The 15,210-nt window shown below is 40.6% G+C and carries 16 protein-coding genes; 12 read left to right on the top strand and 4 right to left on the bottom strand.

Translation table 11 applies throughout. The features are described 5' to 3' along the window. Positions 1–88: 88 nt before the first annotated feature. From AAA939_RS00175 to AAA939_RS00205, 7 genes are all read left to right on the top strand, one after another. Positions 89–256, top strand: coding sequence for a hypothetical protein (locus AAA939_RS00175; protein WP_479464430.1), 168 nt, complete (start codon positions 89–91; stop codon positions 254–256). 328 nt (positions 257–584) lie between these two features. Further along, the gene (locus AAA939_RS00180; protein WP_338207657.1) at positions 585–1,736 is read left to right on the top strand and encodes an MFS transporter; all 1,152 of its coding nucleotides are present in this window, start codon (positions 585–587) and stop codon (positions 1,734–1,736) included. 308 nt (positions 1,737–2,044) lie between these two features. After that, a complete protein-coding gene (locus AAA939_RS00185) occupies positions 2,045–3,391 on the top strand; it encodes an MFS transporter (protein WP_338207656.1) in 1,347 nt (448 codons plus the stop codon). A gap of 147 nt (positions 3,392–3,538) precedes the next feature. Then, positions 3,539–3,958 (top strand): MarR family winged helix-turn-helix transcriptional regulator, encoded by a 420-nt coding sequence (locus AAA939_RS00190; protein WP_338225861.1) that lies wholly within the window; start codon positions 3,539–3,541, stop codon positions 3,956–3,958. Between the two features lie 5 nt (positions 3,959–3,963). After that, on the top strand, positions 3,964–4,806 hold the full coding sequence (locus tag AAA939_RS00195) for an alpha/beta fold hydrolase (protein ID WP_338207654.1): 843 nt from the start codon (positions 3,964–3,966) through the stop codon (positions 4,804–4,806). 65 nt (positions 4,807–4,871) lie between these two features. Then, positions 4,872–5,366 carry a prolyl-tRNA synthetase associated domain-containing protein gene (locus tag AAA939_RS00200; RefSeq protein WP_338207653.1) on the top strand — a complete coding sequence of 165 codons (495 nt, stop codon included), beginning with the start codon at positions 4,872–4,874 and terminating at the stop codon, positions 5,364–5,366. A gap of 158 nt (positions 5,367–5,524) precedes the next feature. Further along, on the top strand, positions 5,525–6,442 hold the full coding sequence (locus AAA939_RS00205) for a DMT family transporter (protein ID WP_338207652.1): 918 nt from the start codon (positions 5,525–5,527) through the stop codon (positions 6,440–6,442). Positions 6,443–6,549: 107 nt separating this feature from the next. On the opposite strand, the gene AAA939_RS00210 is transcribed toward AAA939_RS00205, so the two are convergent. From AAA939_RS00210 to AAA939_RS00220, 3 genes are read right to left on the bottom strand one after another with little or no spacing between them, the layout of a single operon-like run. Beyond that, positions 6,550–7,218: an ABC-2 transporter permease gene (locus AAA939_RS00210; protein WP_338207651.1), complete on the bottom strand. Its 669-nt coding sequence runs from the start codon at positions 7,216–7,218 to the stop codon at positions 6,550–6,552. Next, positions 7,215–8,066, bottom strand: a complete 852-nt coding sequence (locus AAA939_RS00215) for an ATP-binding cassette domain-containing protein (RefSeq protein WP_338207650.1) — start codon at positions 8,064–8,066, stop codon at positions 7,215–7,217. The genes AAA939_RS00210 and AAA939_RS00215 overlap by 4 nt, the downstream gene beginning before the upstream one ends. Before the next feature lie 36 nt (positions 8,067–8,102). Beyond that, a complete protein-coding gene (locus AAA939_RS00220) occupies positions 8,103–8,693 on the bottom strand; it encodes a TetR/AcrR family transcriptional regulator (protein ID WP_338207649.1) in 591 nt (196 codons plus the stop codon). 407 nt (positions 8,694–9,100) lie between these two features. On the opposite strand from AAA939_RS00220, the gene AAA939_RS00225 reads away from it, so the two are divergent. Then, on the top strand, positions 9,101–10,774 hold the full coding sequence (locus AAA939_RS00225; RefSeq protein WP_338207648.1) for a hypothetical protein: 1,674 nt from the start codon (positions 9,101–9,103) through the stop codon (positions 10,772–10,774). Between the two features lie 11 nt (positions 10,775–10,785). Then, positions 10,786–12,369: a hypothetical protein gene (locus tag AAA939_RS00230; RefSeq protein WP_338207647.1), complete on the top strand. Its 1,584-nt coding sequence runs from the start codon at positions 10,786–10,788 to the stop codon at positions 12,367–12,369. A gap of 205 nt (positions 12,370–12,574) precedes the next feature. Here the strand turns inward: AAA939_RS00230 and AAA939_RS00235 are convergent, their stop codons facing one another. Continuing rightward, positions 12,575–13,534, bottom strand: coding sequence for a helix-turn-helix transcriptional regulator (locus AAA939_RS00235; protein ID WP_338230379.1), 960 nt, complete (start codon positions 13,532–13,534; stop codon positions 12,575–12,577). A gap of 174 nt (positions 13,535–13,708) precedes the next feature. Here AAA939_RS00235 and AAA939_RS00240 point away from each other — a divergent pair, with 174 nt between their 5' ends. The 3 genes from AAA939_RS00240 (at position 13,709) to AAA939_RS00250 (ending at position 15,196) form a co-directional block, all read left to right on the top strand. After that, a complete protein-coding gene (locus AAA939_RS00240; RefSeq protein WP_338207645.1) occupies positions 13,709–13,966 on the top strand; it encodes a Mor transcription activator family protein in 258 nt (85 codons plus the stop codon). 262 nt (positions 13,967–14,228) lie between these two features. Further along, positions 14,229–14,498, top strand: a complete 270-nt coding sequence (locus tag AAA939_RS00245) for a Mor transcription activator family protein (protein WP_057705685.1) — start codon at positions 14,229–14,231, stop codon at positions 14,496–14,498. Between the two features lie 11 nt (positions 14,499–14,509). After that, positions 14,510–15,196 (top strand): double zinc ribbon domain-containing protein, encoded by a 687-nt coding sequence (locus AAA939_RS00250; RefSeq protein WP_338207644.1) that lies wholly within the window; start codon positions 14,510–14,512, stop codon positions 15,194–15,196. Positions 15,197–15,210: the final 14 nt, after the last annotated feature.

Raw genomic sequence — 15,210 nt, forward strand, 5'->3', positions numbered from 1 at the left:
CTATTTTTACAGTACATTGTACTGTAAAGGCGAAGCAATCAAAAAATTAGTTTCAGGAAACGTAATTTTAAAATAGGAGTGATAGATTTTGACACAATTTCGATATGATACACAATGTTTAATTGATGGGCACGATATGGATGAAGACAAAATAAACAATTACTTTCGTACGAATCTTAAAGGCGATAGCTTGATTGCGGTTGGAGATACGAACTTAATTAAGATTCATTTTCATACGAACCATGGCTGGTTTTAGAATATTGTGCATCGGTAGGAGAAATATTTGATGTGGTTGTGGAAGATATGGATCGACAATCAAGAGGACTAAAAGGCTAACGACTAAATCGGGTGTAATGATTATTCAAAAAAATTTTCAGTACAAGACCAATGCGTGGACGAGTATTGAGTTAGATAAACTGCTCTGACTGTTATCGATGGCTATTCCAAAGATGGATACCAAATGATTTTAATCAGAAGTGTGCTGGAAAAAATTTCTCAGCACACTTTTTGACATGGGACTACAATAAAAGAAGGTTATTGTGGAATAGACAGGACTAATTTAAGCTCTAGAAAGTGTAATTTTGATGAAGACACATTTGTATACGAAGGATGTCAAGCTAGTCTTGGCAGCCAGTTTTTTCTTTTTAATGAATCCGATGTTAATTAATCCCGTTATTGCGGGCTTTGCGACCTCAGTTGGGGCTAACAGCCTGACAGCGGGGGTGGTTGCTGGTGCGACCAATTTGACGTCATTATTGTTACGTCCGGTGGCGGGCAACTTAACGGATCGAGTTTCTAAATATCATTTAACCCTCGTGGGTGGGAGCTTATTTGTGCTCGCTAGTTTGGGATACAGTTTCACGACCAATCTTAAACTGATTATTCTTTGTCGGATTATTACTGGAATTGGCTACACACTCTGTTCAGTTTGCATGGCAACCTGGATGGCGAGCCTGTTGCCAGCGGACAGAATTGGTTCCGGCATGGGTATCTATGGTCTTGCCAATGCAATGGGGATGGCCGTGGGTCCTGCTTTAGCGGTCTATTTATATGCGCATTTTAGCTATCAATTGGTCTTTTGGACATCGGCTGCTTGCAGTTTATTGATGCTAGTTTTAATTCAGTTCGTTGGTAATCGTGGCATTCCACGACCGATAAAAAAGACAGCCCAACCGCGGCGGTTAAGAATCGTACAACCAAAAGTGATTCCGGTAGCCGTAATTTTAATGCTATTTTCGTTGCCTTATTTTGCCACGCAGACGTACATTGTCAGTTACATTGAACAGCGCCATTTTTCGGTACCGGCGGGGGCGTTTTTCCCGGTGTATGCTGTCATTTTGTTAGGACTAAGACTAGGATTACGTGATTTGTTTGACCGGATTCCTTTTAAAAAGTTTTTCTGGATTTGCTTGGGATGTAATTTTATTGGTGTACTGGCCTTAATTGATTTGAGCAATTGGGCGATGCTAGTTGTGGCGGCGCTTGGGTTAGCTGCTGGCTACGGGTTGATGTACTCGATTTGCCAAGCTAAGGCGTTGACCTTAGTTCCCGACAGTGATCGTGGGCTGGCCAATAGCACGTTTTATATTGGCATCGACTTAGGCATGACGCTTGGCCCAATGTTTGGTGGCTTAATTAGCACGGTTTTACCATGGGCATGGTTCTACCCAGTGATGATGATTACATTGCCGGCGGTTGTGCTGGTCTATTGGTTAAATCGGCGTCGGCTGGCTTAATGCGGTACTAACTTTTCTCTAAACAGAATCCAGCCCCAAGTTATCAATGTGGTTTCTAAGTAAATATGTTTTACGTTTGGAAGATGGCATGCTGCCGTCTTTTTTTATTCGCTTTTTGGACCAGATTAATATGACAGTATACAACCATCGTATACTAGTATGTTAATCTGGTAATTTTCAAATAGCCAAGCCTGTCTTATGATTGGGTCATTCGCTCGGAAAGGTCAGCGAATGGTCAAATCGTTTGTCACGCCTATCTTTAATAGTGCGTTAACAGAAAAATATTTTAATTGAGATAGGGGCTTGTCATGACTCAAAATAAAGGAAAATTTGGAATTGTTTTACCAATTATTTTATTAAGCTATTTTATGATACTTTTGGATAATTCGATTGTGTTTACAAGTACGGTGAAAATAGCAACTGATCTTCAGTTGAATTCGCAAACACTGGCGTGGGTCAGTAGCGCGTACACCTTAACCTTCGGCGGCTTCCAATTGTTTGGCGGCCGCATCGGCGATGTGTATGGCCGTAAGCGAGTCTTTTTGATTGATTTACTGTTATTTTCCTTTGGATCTCTGATGGTAGGGTTGTCGGTCAACGGTCCAATGATTATTTCCATGCGGGCTTTTCAAGGGATTGGGTCTGCCATATTGGCACCGACCACGCTGGCACTCTTGTTAGATAATTATCACGGAACGATGCGTGCTAGGGCGATCGCGGCCTATGGAACAACGGCCGGGATTGGCGCAAGCTGCGGGATGATACTCGGTGGGGCCATTACTAGCGTGTTTTCTTGGCGATACGGCTTTTTCTTAAATGTTCCGGTTGGCTTACTGATGTTTTTACTAACACTGCGCTTTGTTAATGATAATGAAATCGAAAGTACTAGCCGTCTTGATATCGTGGGTACGCTGTTGTCCGTGTTAGGATTATCAGCTTTAGTTTATAGTATTGACGGGACTTCACATCAACGCTTAGCCTTGATGATTGCGATTGTTTCACTGGTGTTGTTTGTATACGTTGAACGAATGGTCAAAAGCCCAATTATGCCACTGCGGCTATTTGCTAATCGCCAACGGAATAGTGCGTATGTTGCGCGCTTTTTCTTTATTGGCGCAGCGTTTGCTTATTTCTTTGTTACGACGCAAGCCCTACAACGTATTTATGGGTTTACGCCGTTGATGACGGGGCTGGCATTTTTGCCAGTCACCATTCCACAGTTTGTTGGTGCGCTACAAGTTTCAAGATTATCTAGCAAAATTGGCAATGCCCGTTTGATTCTTATTGCCGTAATACTGGTCACTGTTGGTGTCTTTTTGACCATTCCGTTAGGCTTAAATCGGGGTTACTGGATTGCAATTGCCATTCCAATGGTTATATTTGGTGTTGGACAAGGTCTGGTGCTCAGTCCGTTAACAGCGGAAGGGGTGGCTAATACAGATTCTGAAATTGCCGGGGCGGCTTCTGGCGTTGTCAACACGGTACATCAATTTGGTCAATCAGTCGGGATTTCGGTCGTTGTTGCGCTGACGAGTGGTGTCCACAACTTTTCAACGAGCTACCTTGACCAGCTGCTAGTAATCTCAGTGATTTCGGGGCTGAGCTTAATTGCGGCACTTGTTTTATTGAGGAGTGAGAAACAGCGTTCAAGGTGAGAAGATGCAGTGAAATAGTGAGTTATCGAGGCTTTCTGGATACTTGTCCAGAAAACCTTTTTTGTAACAATTTTAAAATTATAATTTCACTTGATTTTTATTTAAATCAGGTTTATAGTGTATATACACGGAAAGGAGATGACTGATTTGACACATCACTTTTATGAGACGTGTGCCTATTTCACGGCGGCACGTTATATGCGCACCGCTGAAGCAGTTGCCGACAAGTTTTTTAAGCCTACCGGGATGAAACCGGCCTATTCATATTTAATGATGGCCTTAGAGGACCAGCACCCACAAACCATCAGTAATCTCGCTGAAAGACTTGGCTATGAACGGTCTTCAATTTACCGGATGGCACAGAAGTTAGAACGAAACGGCTACGTTAACATGTACCTCGAAGGAAAATCAGCGAAGATCGACTTATTACCTGAAAGTAAGGACTTTTTGACGACGGCCAACCAGTGCCTCGAAAAATGGGGCGCGTTTACTACGGAAAGGCTTGGCTCAGATAAGCCGGCGATGACGAATTTGTTAACCACTAATGACGAGAAATTAAGGAGATAATAATTATGACTAGTTTTCACACTATGCAATTAGACCAATTAAATATTTTTTATCGTGAATCAGGAGACCCTCAAAAGCCAACGATGATTTTGTTCCACGGTTTTCCTTCTGCGAGTCATATGTTTAGGGACTTAATGCCATTATTGGAAAATAATTTTCATTTAATTGCGCCGGATTATCCAGGCTTTGGCCAATCAAGTATGCCAGATCATGAGCACTTTACTTATACGTTTAATCATATAGCAGACATTATGACTGACTTTATTGAAAAACTCGGTTTGAAGAAATTTTATATGTATGTTTTTGATTATGGCGCACCAATTGGTTTTCAGATTGCAGCCAACCACCCAGAATGGATTCAGGGGATTGTTAGCCAAAACGGTAATGTTTACCGGGAAGGCTTAGGAGAAAAGTGGGCCACTCGCCAAGATTTCTGGGACAATCCAACTCCTGAAAAGCGGGATAGTTATCGGAGCGCGTTTGCACCCGCAACAATCAAAGGACAATACTTAACGGGAACGCCAGCGAACAGTGTTAGTCCAGATGGCTACACGCTAGATATTGCTTATACACAAAATCCTAATTATGCTGAAAATCAATTAGATCTAATTTTTGATTATCAGAACAATATTAAACAATACCCGAAATTTCAAACCTATCTTCGCGAAAACCAACCTAAATTGTTAGCTATTTGGGGACGCAACGATCCTTCATTCATCTTTCCTGGTGCTGAAGCCTTCGCTAAGGATGATCAAAATGCCGTGGTTAAATCGGTGGATAGTGGGCATTTTGCACTTGAAAGTCACGCTGCTGAAATTGCACAAAGTATCATTGAGACTTTCTGTTAAAAGCAGCTAACAATAATTTCTACTTAACGTTGTTATAAAATATCGAATTCGGAGGACTAATTATTATGGAACCTGCAAAACAAGTTGAGACAGCTCTGGCAAAAATGGCGATTAACTATCAACTCGTTCAGCATCCGGTAGCCCATACTACTGAAGAAGCTGATCATTTCATTGAAGGAATTGAAGGCGTCCGTACCAAGACGATGTTTTTGACCAATAAGAAGAAGACAGAATGTTATTTATTAGTTATGGATGATGCTAAGCGGCTAGATTTCCATCAATTTGAAGAATTAACTGGTGCTAAACGTCCTAAGATGGGGCACGATGATTTATTATTTGAGAAACTTGGTTTGGAACCAGGAATCGTTTCTATTTTTGGATTGCTGAATAATAAAGATCATGACGTGAAAGTTTATTTTGATAAAGCTATCTTGAGTGAGCAACGGATGAGTTTCCATCCAAATATCAATACCAGCACGATTTTTGTCGATAGTGCTGATGTCCTGCAGTTTGTTAAGAATTTAGGCTATGATTATCAGATCCTTGAGTTAGAAGAATAGCGTACACTTGTAAAAGATTTCTGCTAAAGAATGTGGAAGTCTTTTTTTGCATGTTTATGATTATTTGTTGCTGAAAAATGAATATATATTGAATAAAAATTCACCGACGAGTATAATTAAATAAATTCAAATTTGATTATTATAATTGAGGAGATTGTATGAAAAAAACAAACAAACAGTCGTTAGTACTCGGAAGTTTGGCTGCGTTGGGGTGTGAAGGGCTGTATGGTCTGAGTTATATCTTTACAAAACAAGGTACGAATCAGGCAAGCGTGTTGGCATTGTTGGGCTGGCGTTTCTTAATTGCATTCGTGGTTATGAGCGGATTGATACTGATTGGTATTGTGCATATTGATTTGCATGGGAAAGCTTTAAAACCACTTTTATTAGTCAGTCTATTTAACCCGGTTTTATATTTTGTCGGCGAAACGGTGGGTATCAGCCATACGACCGCTTCAGAAAGTGGCGTCTTTTTAGCTTGTATTCCCGTGGCGAGCTTACTGGCATCGACTTTAATTTTACATAAGCGACCGAGTCGCCAACAATTGATAGGAATTTTGATCACATTAGTTGGTGTGGTCGTCACGGTGATAGCTGCTGGCACGCAAACGAGTTTGTCAGTAGTGGGATACCTGTTCCTACTATTGGCGGTTGGCACATATGCACTTTACAGCGTGTTTGTGGAAAAAGCCACGGCATATACGGGTATTGAAATCACTTATTTGATGTTGGCAGCGGGGGCGCTCGTCTTTAGTGTATTGGCAGTTGGTGAAGCTGCTGGGCAAGGTAAAATTGGCACTTTATTAAGCTTGCCAATGGTCAATATGAAGTTCTTAGAGGCCGTATTGTATCAGGGGATTGGTAGTTCAGTGATTGCGCTCTTTCTGTCGAATTTTGCGATTGCTAAAATTGGTGTCAATCAGACCTCGTCATTTATCGGTATTTCAACGGTAGTCTCGATTATTGCAGGGATTCTTATTTTGGGTGAACGTTTTAATGAGTATCAATTTTTAGGGGCAGCGGTTATTATTTTAGGCGTGTATGTTGCTAATAAGACGATTAAACTGTTTGCATAAATATTTGAAAATGTGAAAGTATTGGCACTGAATTAATCTGGTTTAAAAATAGAAGGCCCACGAGAAATTCAATTAAGAATTCTTCGTGGGCCTTTTGACTTAAAGTGTTAGGCTGTCGGGTGAAAGTGCACCAAACTGTGGTAGTAGGCACAACCAAACAAGATCACAACTAGTCCAGTAATGACTAGCAACAGACTGGTTAGGCCATGTTGCGTGATGGCGGTTAAAAAGTGATTGAAAAGATCTCGTCCACAAGTGGTGCGTTGGACACTGACGTAGCCGCCACCGATTATTGCGGCGACGAAAGCGCCAATGACTGACATGAAAGTCTGGGTGGCTTCGGGACCGTGGCTGAGTTGGTAAGGCACAATAATTAGTAGTAGGGCCAAAGTTAAGCTTCCCACTAGGTAGGCTTGTTGAAAAATGGCGGTCAAAGTTAACGGCCAGCGTTGCCAGTTCGCAATCAGCCAGGCCGTTCCCGTCATGATCAGTACGGCTGCACTCACATTACCGAGTAACAGAGCGTATTTTTGACGGATAAACGTCCTCCGAGTTACAGGTAGCGTGAGTAGAAATTTCAAGCCGTGATTTTGCTGATTAGCGCTTAACAGCGACAACATCAACATGCTGAGCATGATAGCGAATAGTGTCATACCAATTTCAATACCCCATTGGTCGAACCAGAGTAAGCATAGTGCTGCCAGTCCCCAAGTTAAGCCAACGGCCACACGTTGCCGTTTAAAGAGATAATAGTCTTGTAACCATAAGCCTTTCATACGACCATCACCGCCTGTTTAGTCGTGAATTTGAGTAGGAGTTCATCGATTGTCGGCACTTTAACGGGGACTATATCGGTGAAAGCAGCCCGGTTCGTCGTCAGACAAGTGACTTGGTTATTTTGAGACCAATGGTGGCTGATTTGAGTCTGATCTAACTGTGAAAATTGCGCTTCAGAGACTGTAAATAGCCCGTAATCTTGCTGGATAGTGGTTAAGTCGGCTTGTAGGCTGAGACTACCGTTAGTGATTAACGCCACTTGTTCAGCTAGTGCCTCGATATCACTGGCAATGTGAGAGCTGATTAAAATCGTCGCTTGCGGGTAGTGGTCGTGATAGCGCCGAATCAAAGTGATAATCGTTTGCCGGACTGTTACATCTAAACCAGAAGTTGGTTCGTCCAGAATGACTAGTGTGGCGGCGTGGGAGAGTGCAACTAAACACTTTAATTTAGCTTGCATACCAGTCGAAAAGTGACTGATAGCTTGATTCAATGGCAGATTTAATTGTTGACATTGCATGATAAAATCTGGCGTCATCGTTTTTGAATAAAACGTTGTTAATAAGTGATTGATTTCAGTAACCGTCAGTTTTTCGTTAAAGCCACTGTCGGGAAACGTTGCGCTGATAGCGGTTGGATGGTGGTTGACCCAAGTTGACAGTGGTTGGCTATCGATGGTCAATCGACCGGTATCTGGTTGGCTTAAATTCAGTAGTAATTTGAAAAAGGTCGATTTACCAGCACCGTTTGGACCGAGGACACCAATAATTTTACCGGTTGGAAGGCTGAGTGATAGGGCTAATTTAAAATCGGAATAACGTTTTTCAATATGATCAATGGTTAGCATTGCAACCACCTCGAAAGGCTAAATTTAAATTGGCAACTAACCCGTGATTTGTCCGCTCAAGCCGTGAAAAAATAATTGGGTCAAGTCTTGCAAGACTTTGGGGTCAGTGATGGTCGTCTGACCGAGATTGAAGAACGCTTGAATATAAAGGCGAAGCGCTGTGGGCTCGTGCTGTTGACTGATTGCACCACTACTAATGCCTAACGCAATTAAGGCTGACCAGAAGTTGTCTAATTTGCCCAAGTGGTTAGGACCAGTCTCCGGATGACCGGTCTTACCTTGGAAGTCCTCAGCAGCGTAGCGTAAATAGTCGGGATGCAATTTTTGACTCAATGCCATTTGGTTCTGCATCATCTTAGTCAATTTGGCCTGAAAGTCTAGCTGAGCATCGTGTAGGATCGCAGTATTGGTTGCAATGCCATCGTCGATATCAGCTAAGTAGACGGCATGCGCTAACTCGTTTTTATTGGGAAAATATTTATAGAGTGTGCGCGTGGAGACGTTAGCTTGTTGGGCGACGGCGGTGATACTAGTTGCTTGCACGCCGTCCCGCTTGAAAAGGGTGGCGGCCGTAGCTAAAATGGCTTGCTGATGGGCCTGAGCATTTAATTCACGTTTAGTTGTCATATTTATATCCTCGATTATAGCCTAAAAGTAAAATATATCAATGATTATATTTTACTTTTTTAATTTGATTGATTGGTTTAATTTTAACAGGTTTGTTAATGAATAGATTAGTCTCAGCAAAATGGTAATAAGCATGATGACATATCCAGCAGCCTGAGATGATTTTAAACAAAAAGTTATTATTTTGGTATAGAAAAATTAGAATAAATTGTATATTTCTAAATACGTATCCGGGCTAGTTAATTAGTAAAATCTTGGAGGTAGTCAAGTCAATAGATTATTTTTAAGTATTTTTATTTTTGACATTAAGTGAATTTTTCTGGATTTGAAATTAATAAATTAAGTTTTATTAAAATGTGATAAAATTTAAATGTAAGCGCTTTATATTTTTGGTCAGGAAGGTGAATATGATGACGGCAGAAGCAGAATTATCTAAATTATCCAAAATCCAAGAGTCTGTCAATCCAGAATTACATATAAAGGAACTGATAAGCAATGTTGACGAACAAGTTAAGGCTAATTTGATAGCACAATTTGGCATTACAAGATTTTTGGACTCTTTTCAAACCGGTGGTGGCGTCGATACTATACACAATGTACGAAATAATGTTTATTCCAGTGAAAAAGTAAAACAACAATTAGAAAATGAAACATCTGGATACAATAAAGATGTAGCTCGTGGGCTACACGGCGGAAGTCAAAATTATCGAGATATTAACCGGCAACAAACTGAATTACAGAAACAGCACAAATTAAAAGATGTTAACACTGGGAAGATATTAGCGAGAAATCAAGAAACTGATTTAGATCATACGATTGCTACGAAAACAATTTGGGAGGATAAAGGACGTGCGTTGGCAGGACTATCTGCTGATGAGTTAGCTAATACTGAGAGTAATTTGCATTTAACGGACAAAAGTATCAATCGTTCAATGGGCGCTCAGGATAAAGAAGTATATGCCAATGATTTAGAGCGAAAAAAGAAAATTTGGAAACAACAAAATGAAGTAGATCAGCAGAACCCAAATCTAAGTGATGAAAAAAAGCGAAGCAAAGAACAAAATACGCAAAATCGCTTAGAGGCTAATGAGCAAGCTATTAAAGAAAATAATCAAGGTGCTAAGCACGACATTGAACGGCAGGTTAATGGTTACTACAAGAGTAGTAAGTTTTTAAAAGGAACATTTACCAATGGTGCTAAGCAAGGAATTAGCCAGGCCGAAAAAGCAGTTGTGGGTGTTATTATTTTTCAAGTTGAAAATGCGATTTCGCAAGCAACGTTACAAATTATTGAGCAATGGGATAGATATGAGACGAATAAAGCACGTCTTAAGGAATTTATCGCACTGGCAAAAACAAATCTAAATAAAATTAAAGGTCATATTTCACAAATTAAAGATACAGCATTGAATGGATTAGCTGGTGGTTTTGTATCGGCAACAACGAATACCATTATCAATGCATTTGTGACAACTTCTGGTAATTTTGCGAAGATTTTAAATGATTCGCTAACGGCGTTGATGCAAGCCACTAAAATTATTTTATTTCCGGATTCCACAGTTTCAATGCATGAAAAAGTTAAGCAAGCGACCAAGTTAGTTCTTACAGCGGTGATGGGATCAACGAGCCTTATTTTGGGCGACGTACTTGGTAAAACAATTGGGACTAAAGTTCCGGCGCTTGCTCCCATCTCTGATTTGATAGGGAATGTAACTAGTGCAATTATTGTTGGTGCATTAACGGCATTGCTTATTTATAGTGTAGATAACTTTGGACAGATAGTTACAGATGTTAAAGCAACCTTTAACACACTAATGGTTGGGTTAAAGGTTGATCCACAAACAATCACTGATAGTTATCAGCAAGCCTTGTCTAAAGTAGATGTACTGTATCGTGAATTGCTTCAAGATATTTATCAACGGTATGCAGAAACTGATCGGTTGCAGCAGTTAGCTTATGATATGGATTTACCTACAGCTAATCAGTTTGAAAATAGTATTAAGTTGGCTCAGCACGTTGACGTAGATGAAAAGCGAATTTTAAAATCTCGTTCTGACATTTCAAATTATTTTAACAGTTAGGGGTAATTATTATGGTTGAGATTTTTGGTAAAGACGTATTTAACTCTGAATTTAAAAAAGATGCGCAAAATGCTTTAGAAAGGGATGTAGATAAATATAATGATGCTTGCAGTAACCTGAATAGTCAATTAGAGTATTTGCAAGAATGTCGGAATAATTTATCTGAAAGTTTACGTCAAACTGAGTCCTTAGTTGATAATCTAAAAAATACACCTGCTGGATTTCATGATAAGGTTCAAACATTAAAGATAAATTTACAAAGTTATCAGAAATTACTGGAAACGGCTAAGCGGGAATCGGCAAAGATTGTGAAAGGCGCTGGTGCTGGTGCTGCGGGTGGCGTAGCAGCTGGTACAGCCGTTGCAGTATTTGGTGGCTCTGCTTTAACCGCGTTGGCTATGTCAGTTGGAACAGCTTCAACTGGCACGGCTATTGCTGGTCTTTCAGGGGCTGTGGCAACGAATGCAGCTTTAGCTTGGCTTGGCGGCGGTGCTATAGCCGCTGGTGGTAGCGGAATCGCTGGTGGTGAAGCAGTATTAGGCATGTTAGGACCAATTGGTGTTGCAATTGGTGGACTAACCTTAGTAACTACTGGAGTTCTTGCTAATGGGAAGAACAAGAAAGCTGCAGCTGAAATGTATAGTAATGCGGCTAAGGTTGAAGCAGGAATAAAAGCAACAAAGGCATTAACTGTTGAGGCAGGCCGACAAAGTACAGTGACGGTAAGAAGTACTGACGATTTGAAGGCCCGTGTTCAACGGGCTTCTAACACGTGGCCAGATGACTTCTTGAAATTTACGGATGACCAAGCGTTGGAAGCTGGGGCGTTGGTCAACAATGCATTGTCTGCTGAAAAGGTATTGAATGCACGACTAGGAAAATCAGGAAAATTTGAAAAGCCTACGGAATTAGAAAAAACTAATTTTGGTAAACCAGAAGTAACGCCAGACAAAAAAATTATCGGAAAAATAGTTTCTGTTCAAGCAGGAATTGGAATTATTGAAACTGTCGCTGGTGAGGGCTATTCTTTCAGAATGAAAAAGGTTAGTGAGAGTTATCAAGTTGGTGATGATATCACGTTTGCTGCTGATGGAGATCAGGCCAAAGATATTTCAAGATATACGCCAGATTTAGAGGAGAATGAAAAGAAGCCTATTAATCAACCGGTTACTAATTCTTCTAAAGGGACGACGGTTGGAAAAGTAATCTCATTTGCAAATGGGCAAGGAACAATATTAACCAATAACGGTGCGACATACAGATTTAGGGCATTTAATACGTATGGTAGTGTCGGTCTCAATAGTATTGTTACTTTTTCGGAAAGCGGTAATGAAGCAAAAGATATATATGAAACGGATGAATCTGATTATCATTTAGACGAGGTGAATAACCAGCATGCACAGTCTATGGGTAGCGGACAATTAATTGGTAGAATCATGAAGCTAGCTGATAATGAAGGAACAATTTTTACAGAGAGTGGAGATAGCTATCCATTTAAAGTGTTTAATACGTATGGCAACATTGGGTTGAATAGCACAGTGACGTTTACAGCAGCTAATGGTGTTGCTAAGGATATTCGTGAAGCAACTGAATAAAAACATGTATAATACGACAACAAAGTGGAACTAACTGATAGTGGTTCCACTTTGTTGTCTGCTAAGCCCGCAGCCAGCATTTATATGACTTTTTACTTAGTTGTTATTTAATTGCTGGTATTATTCCTCCAATAGCTATTGGTTGTGCGATCTGGCAGGTGTTTCAGCAATTAAGTGATAAGTACCAACTTTTGATCACCTCATTTTAAGTCCTTTCAGATGAATACAGCTTAAGTGTTTTCTCCAATGATTCACGAATCTGTTGAACGAAGCTTGCTGGACTAACCACTTTTACTAGTGGTCCTTGACTTAATAGCCACATGATTGCGCCGTTGTCGACTACCTCGGTTTCAATCAGGGCCGTATGGCTGTTACTTTTGGCGGTAATCACTTTGGCCGTTGGAAAACGGTCTAAAGCAGCTTCAACGACACCAGAAAATTCAAATTGAATCGTGACTTTTTCACCCGGTTGCATAAACTGAACAACTTGTCTTAATTGACCACCGCTGACGTGTTCTGCACGGCTACGGTGGATTTTTTGTTTGCTGAGATGGTAGTTAAAAATCCGATCAAGTCGAAAGTAGCGGTTTGCTTGGTATTTGGCACTGTAAGCCACAACGTAAAAATAGTATTCCGAGAAGATGATCGTTTGCGGCAAAATGGTTCGTGTTTCTGTGTGGTTTTTACTGTTGCGATAATCGATATCAATCGTCGTCTGATGCGAAATAAAACGACTGAGTTGCCAGATTAACGCAATTAGGTTCTGTTGATGGCGCAGGGGTTGGTAATAAAAAAGCTCGTTTTTAATAATTGGTTGAACTTCAGCCTGTTCAGTTTGGGGTAGTGTCGCTAATAAACTCGCAATCGTTGCGTTCAGTTCAGTTTTGTTCAACGACCGGCTAGCCAAAAGAATCTTGATGAGTAACAGGACGGTCTGTTTGGACAGTTGATCCTGGGTGGTCGTTAATTGATAACCGCTTTGTTTTCTTGAGTAAGTCAGCTGATAGGGTAACTGTTGGTCAAAAATAAACTGCTTAATTTGACTAAAGTCGCGCTGAATCGCCCGTTCCGTAACGTCGAAATGATCGGCTAGGTTGGACTTATTAAGAATATGGTTGGTTAGCAATGCTTGGAAAATATAAAGTTGCCGGTACGCTGAATTCATAAGGCCCTCCACAAGATATTTTGAAATACATAGACAGTATGTGTCTACCTCACTTGCTATTATAGCATTAACAACAGCGAGTCGTATGACGCGTAACTAATGGTTACGGATAAGATGACGTGAGCCATTGGCAAAAATGATTAGCTGTAATTAGTCAAAGTAGGTGGTTAAAAAATGGAAAACAAGATTGATATTGAGATGCTCAGTACCTTTTATCGCGAACTCAATGAATTATTGGGTACACCGGCAATGTTGAAATTTTATCAGTTTTACCGGGGAACCCAGATCACACTTCCAGTTCACTTATATGACCGGAAACGGGTCAAAGCTGGATTGCGTGCCCAATATAATGGCCATAATAGCAATGAATTAGCGCAAAAATATGGTTATTCACAACGTTGGGTCAACAAACAAGTCGGACATGATGAGTGAGAAAGGCTGATTTAGCAATGATTCTAAAATAAATTTTTTGATATTTTTAGATTGCTAATTGCCAAACAAAGCGCTTTTGAAGCCTTAATTAAGCCCAAATCATGACTGAATGCCTATGATAGCAAGGTTTGTACAACTGAATTTATCTAAGGAACACTTCCAGGCGATTGTTAGGGTTGTTTTCATGGAAAACAGCGGGTACAAGTGCAGTTACTAAAAGATTAAGAACCAATTACAATTTAGGCTAGGAGGTGGCGAGGGCATGGCAGAGCGTATTGAGCCAGAGGCGTTACATCAGTTTTATGGAAGTCTAAATGATTTAGTCGGAACTGAGGCAATGTTGATTATTTATGAACATTATAAGGGAACTCAGCTTAATTTTCCGGTTCACTTATATGATCGAAAATTAGTGGCTCAACGAGTTTTGGCAGAATTTGATGGGCACAACCAACATGATTTAGCACGGAAGTACGGTTATTCACAAAAGTGGATTCAAATGGTTGTTAGAGAAAAAAAGAACATAAATAAATAGGAGTGATTATTATGGCAGATTCAAAAATTTTCAAATTAAGCGACGGGGTAGACATTGAAAAAGTTGGCCAAGCTATTCAAGGCTGGTTACGGGAAAAGAAACAGTTGCATACGGAAGGCATGCACACTAACGAAGGCTATTTAGTCCAAGCTAAGGAAGAAGATAGCTGGAAGAAAATCGTTGGTATGGATTCCGCAATTCAGGTCCAGATTTATAAGGCCGGTGAAGACCAGATTATGGTTAATGTTGGTTCTGGTAAATGGGTCGACAAAGCTGGTGCCGCAACTATCGGGATGGTGGCTTTTGCACCACTAGCTGTGACGGCGGCAATTGGCGCTTGGAATCAGAAGAAGTTGCCCGATGAACTGTTTGAATTTGTAGAACAATTTATCTTAAGCGGTGGTAAAACGGTCATGGTTTCGATGTCAGCGAGCCAGGACATTAAGGATGGCGAAGTTGTCTGCCCTAACTGTAAAGCCGTCAATAAAGCCGGCGCCAAGTTCTGTGTTTCTTGTGGCACGAAATTAGGCAAAGAATGCCCTAATTGTCATGCAGCAGTTGGCTTAGACACGAAATTCTGTCCAGAATGTGGGACTGATTTAAATCCAAAGCCAAAAGAAGTCACCTGCCCAGACTGTCAAAAAGTCGTATCAGCTGATACGAAGTTCTGTCCAAATTGTGGACACGCCTTTAATTAGCGAGGATCGGATTA

It is taken from the genome of Lactiplantibacillus paraxiangfangensis (assembly GCF_036246185.1).
GTDB lineage: Bacteria > Bacillota > Bacilli > Lactobacillales > Lactobacillaceae > Lactiplantibacillus > Lactiplantibacillus paraxiangfangensis.

Bases quoted from the DNA above. Each gene is read 5' to 3' on its own strand.
- AAA939_RS00195 (WP_338207654.1), top strand. From the start codon at position 3,964: ATGACTAGTTTTCACACTATGCAATTAGACCAATTAAATATTTTTTAT.
- AAA939_RS00210 (WP_338207651.1), bottom strand. From the start codon at position 7,218: ATGAAAGGCTTATGGTTACAAGACTATTATCTCTTTAAACGGCAACGT.
- AAA939_RS00250 (WP_338207644.1), top strand. From the start codon at position 14,510: ATGGCAGATTCAAAAATTTTCAAATTAAGCGACGGGGTAGACATTGAA.
- AAA939_RS00235 (WP_338230379.1), bottom strand. From the start codon at position 13,534: ATGAATTCAGCGTACCGGCAACTTTATATTTTCCAAGCATTGCTAACC.
- AAA939_RS00200 (WP_338207653.1), top strand. From the start codon at position 4,872: ATGGAACCTGCAAAACAAGTTGAGACAGCTCTGGCAAAAATGGCGATT.
- AAA939_RS00205 (WP_338207652.1), top strand. From the start codon at position 5,525: ATGAAAAAAACAAACAAACAGTCGTTAGTACTCGGAAGTTTGGCTGCG.
- AAA939_RS00185 (WP_338207656.1), top strand. From the start codon at position 2,045: ATGACTCAAAATAAAGGAAAATTTGGAATTGTTTTACCAATTATTTTA.
- AAA939_RS00220 (WP_338207649.1), bottom strand. From the start codon at position 8,693: ATGACAACTAAACGTGAATTAAATGCTCAGGCCCATCAGCAAGCCATT.
- AAA939_RS00230 (WP_338207647.1), top strand. From the start codon at position 10,786: ATGGTTGAGATTTTTGGTAAAGACGTATTTAACTCTGAATTTAAAAAA.
- AAA939_RS00180 (WP_338207657.1), top strand. From the start codon at position 585: ATGAAGACACATTTGTATACGAAGGATGTCAAGCTAGTCTTGGCAGCC.
- AAA939_RS00240 (WP_338207645.1), top strand. From the start codon at position 13,709: ATGGAAAACAAGATTGATATTGAGATGCTCAGTACCTTTTATCGCGAA.
- AAA939_RS00245 (WP_057705685.1), top strand. From the start codon at position 14,229: ATGGCAGAGCGTATTGAGCCAGAGGCGTTACATCAGTTTTATGGAAGT.
- AAA939_RS00225 (WP_338207648.1), top strand. From the start codon at position 9,101: ATGATGACGGCAGAAGCAGAATTATCTAAATTATCCAAAATCCAAGAG.
- AAA939_RS00215 (WP_338207650.1), bottom strand. From the start codon at position 8,066: ATGCTAACCATTGATCATATTGAAAAACGTTATTCCGATTTTAAATTA.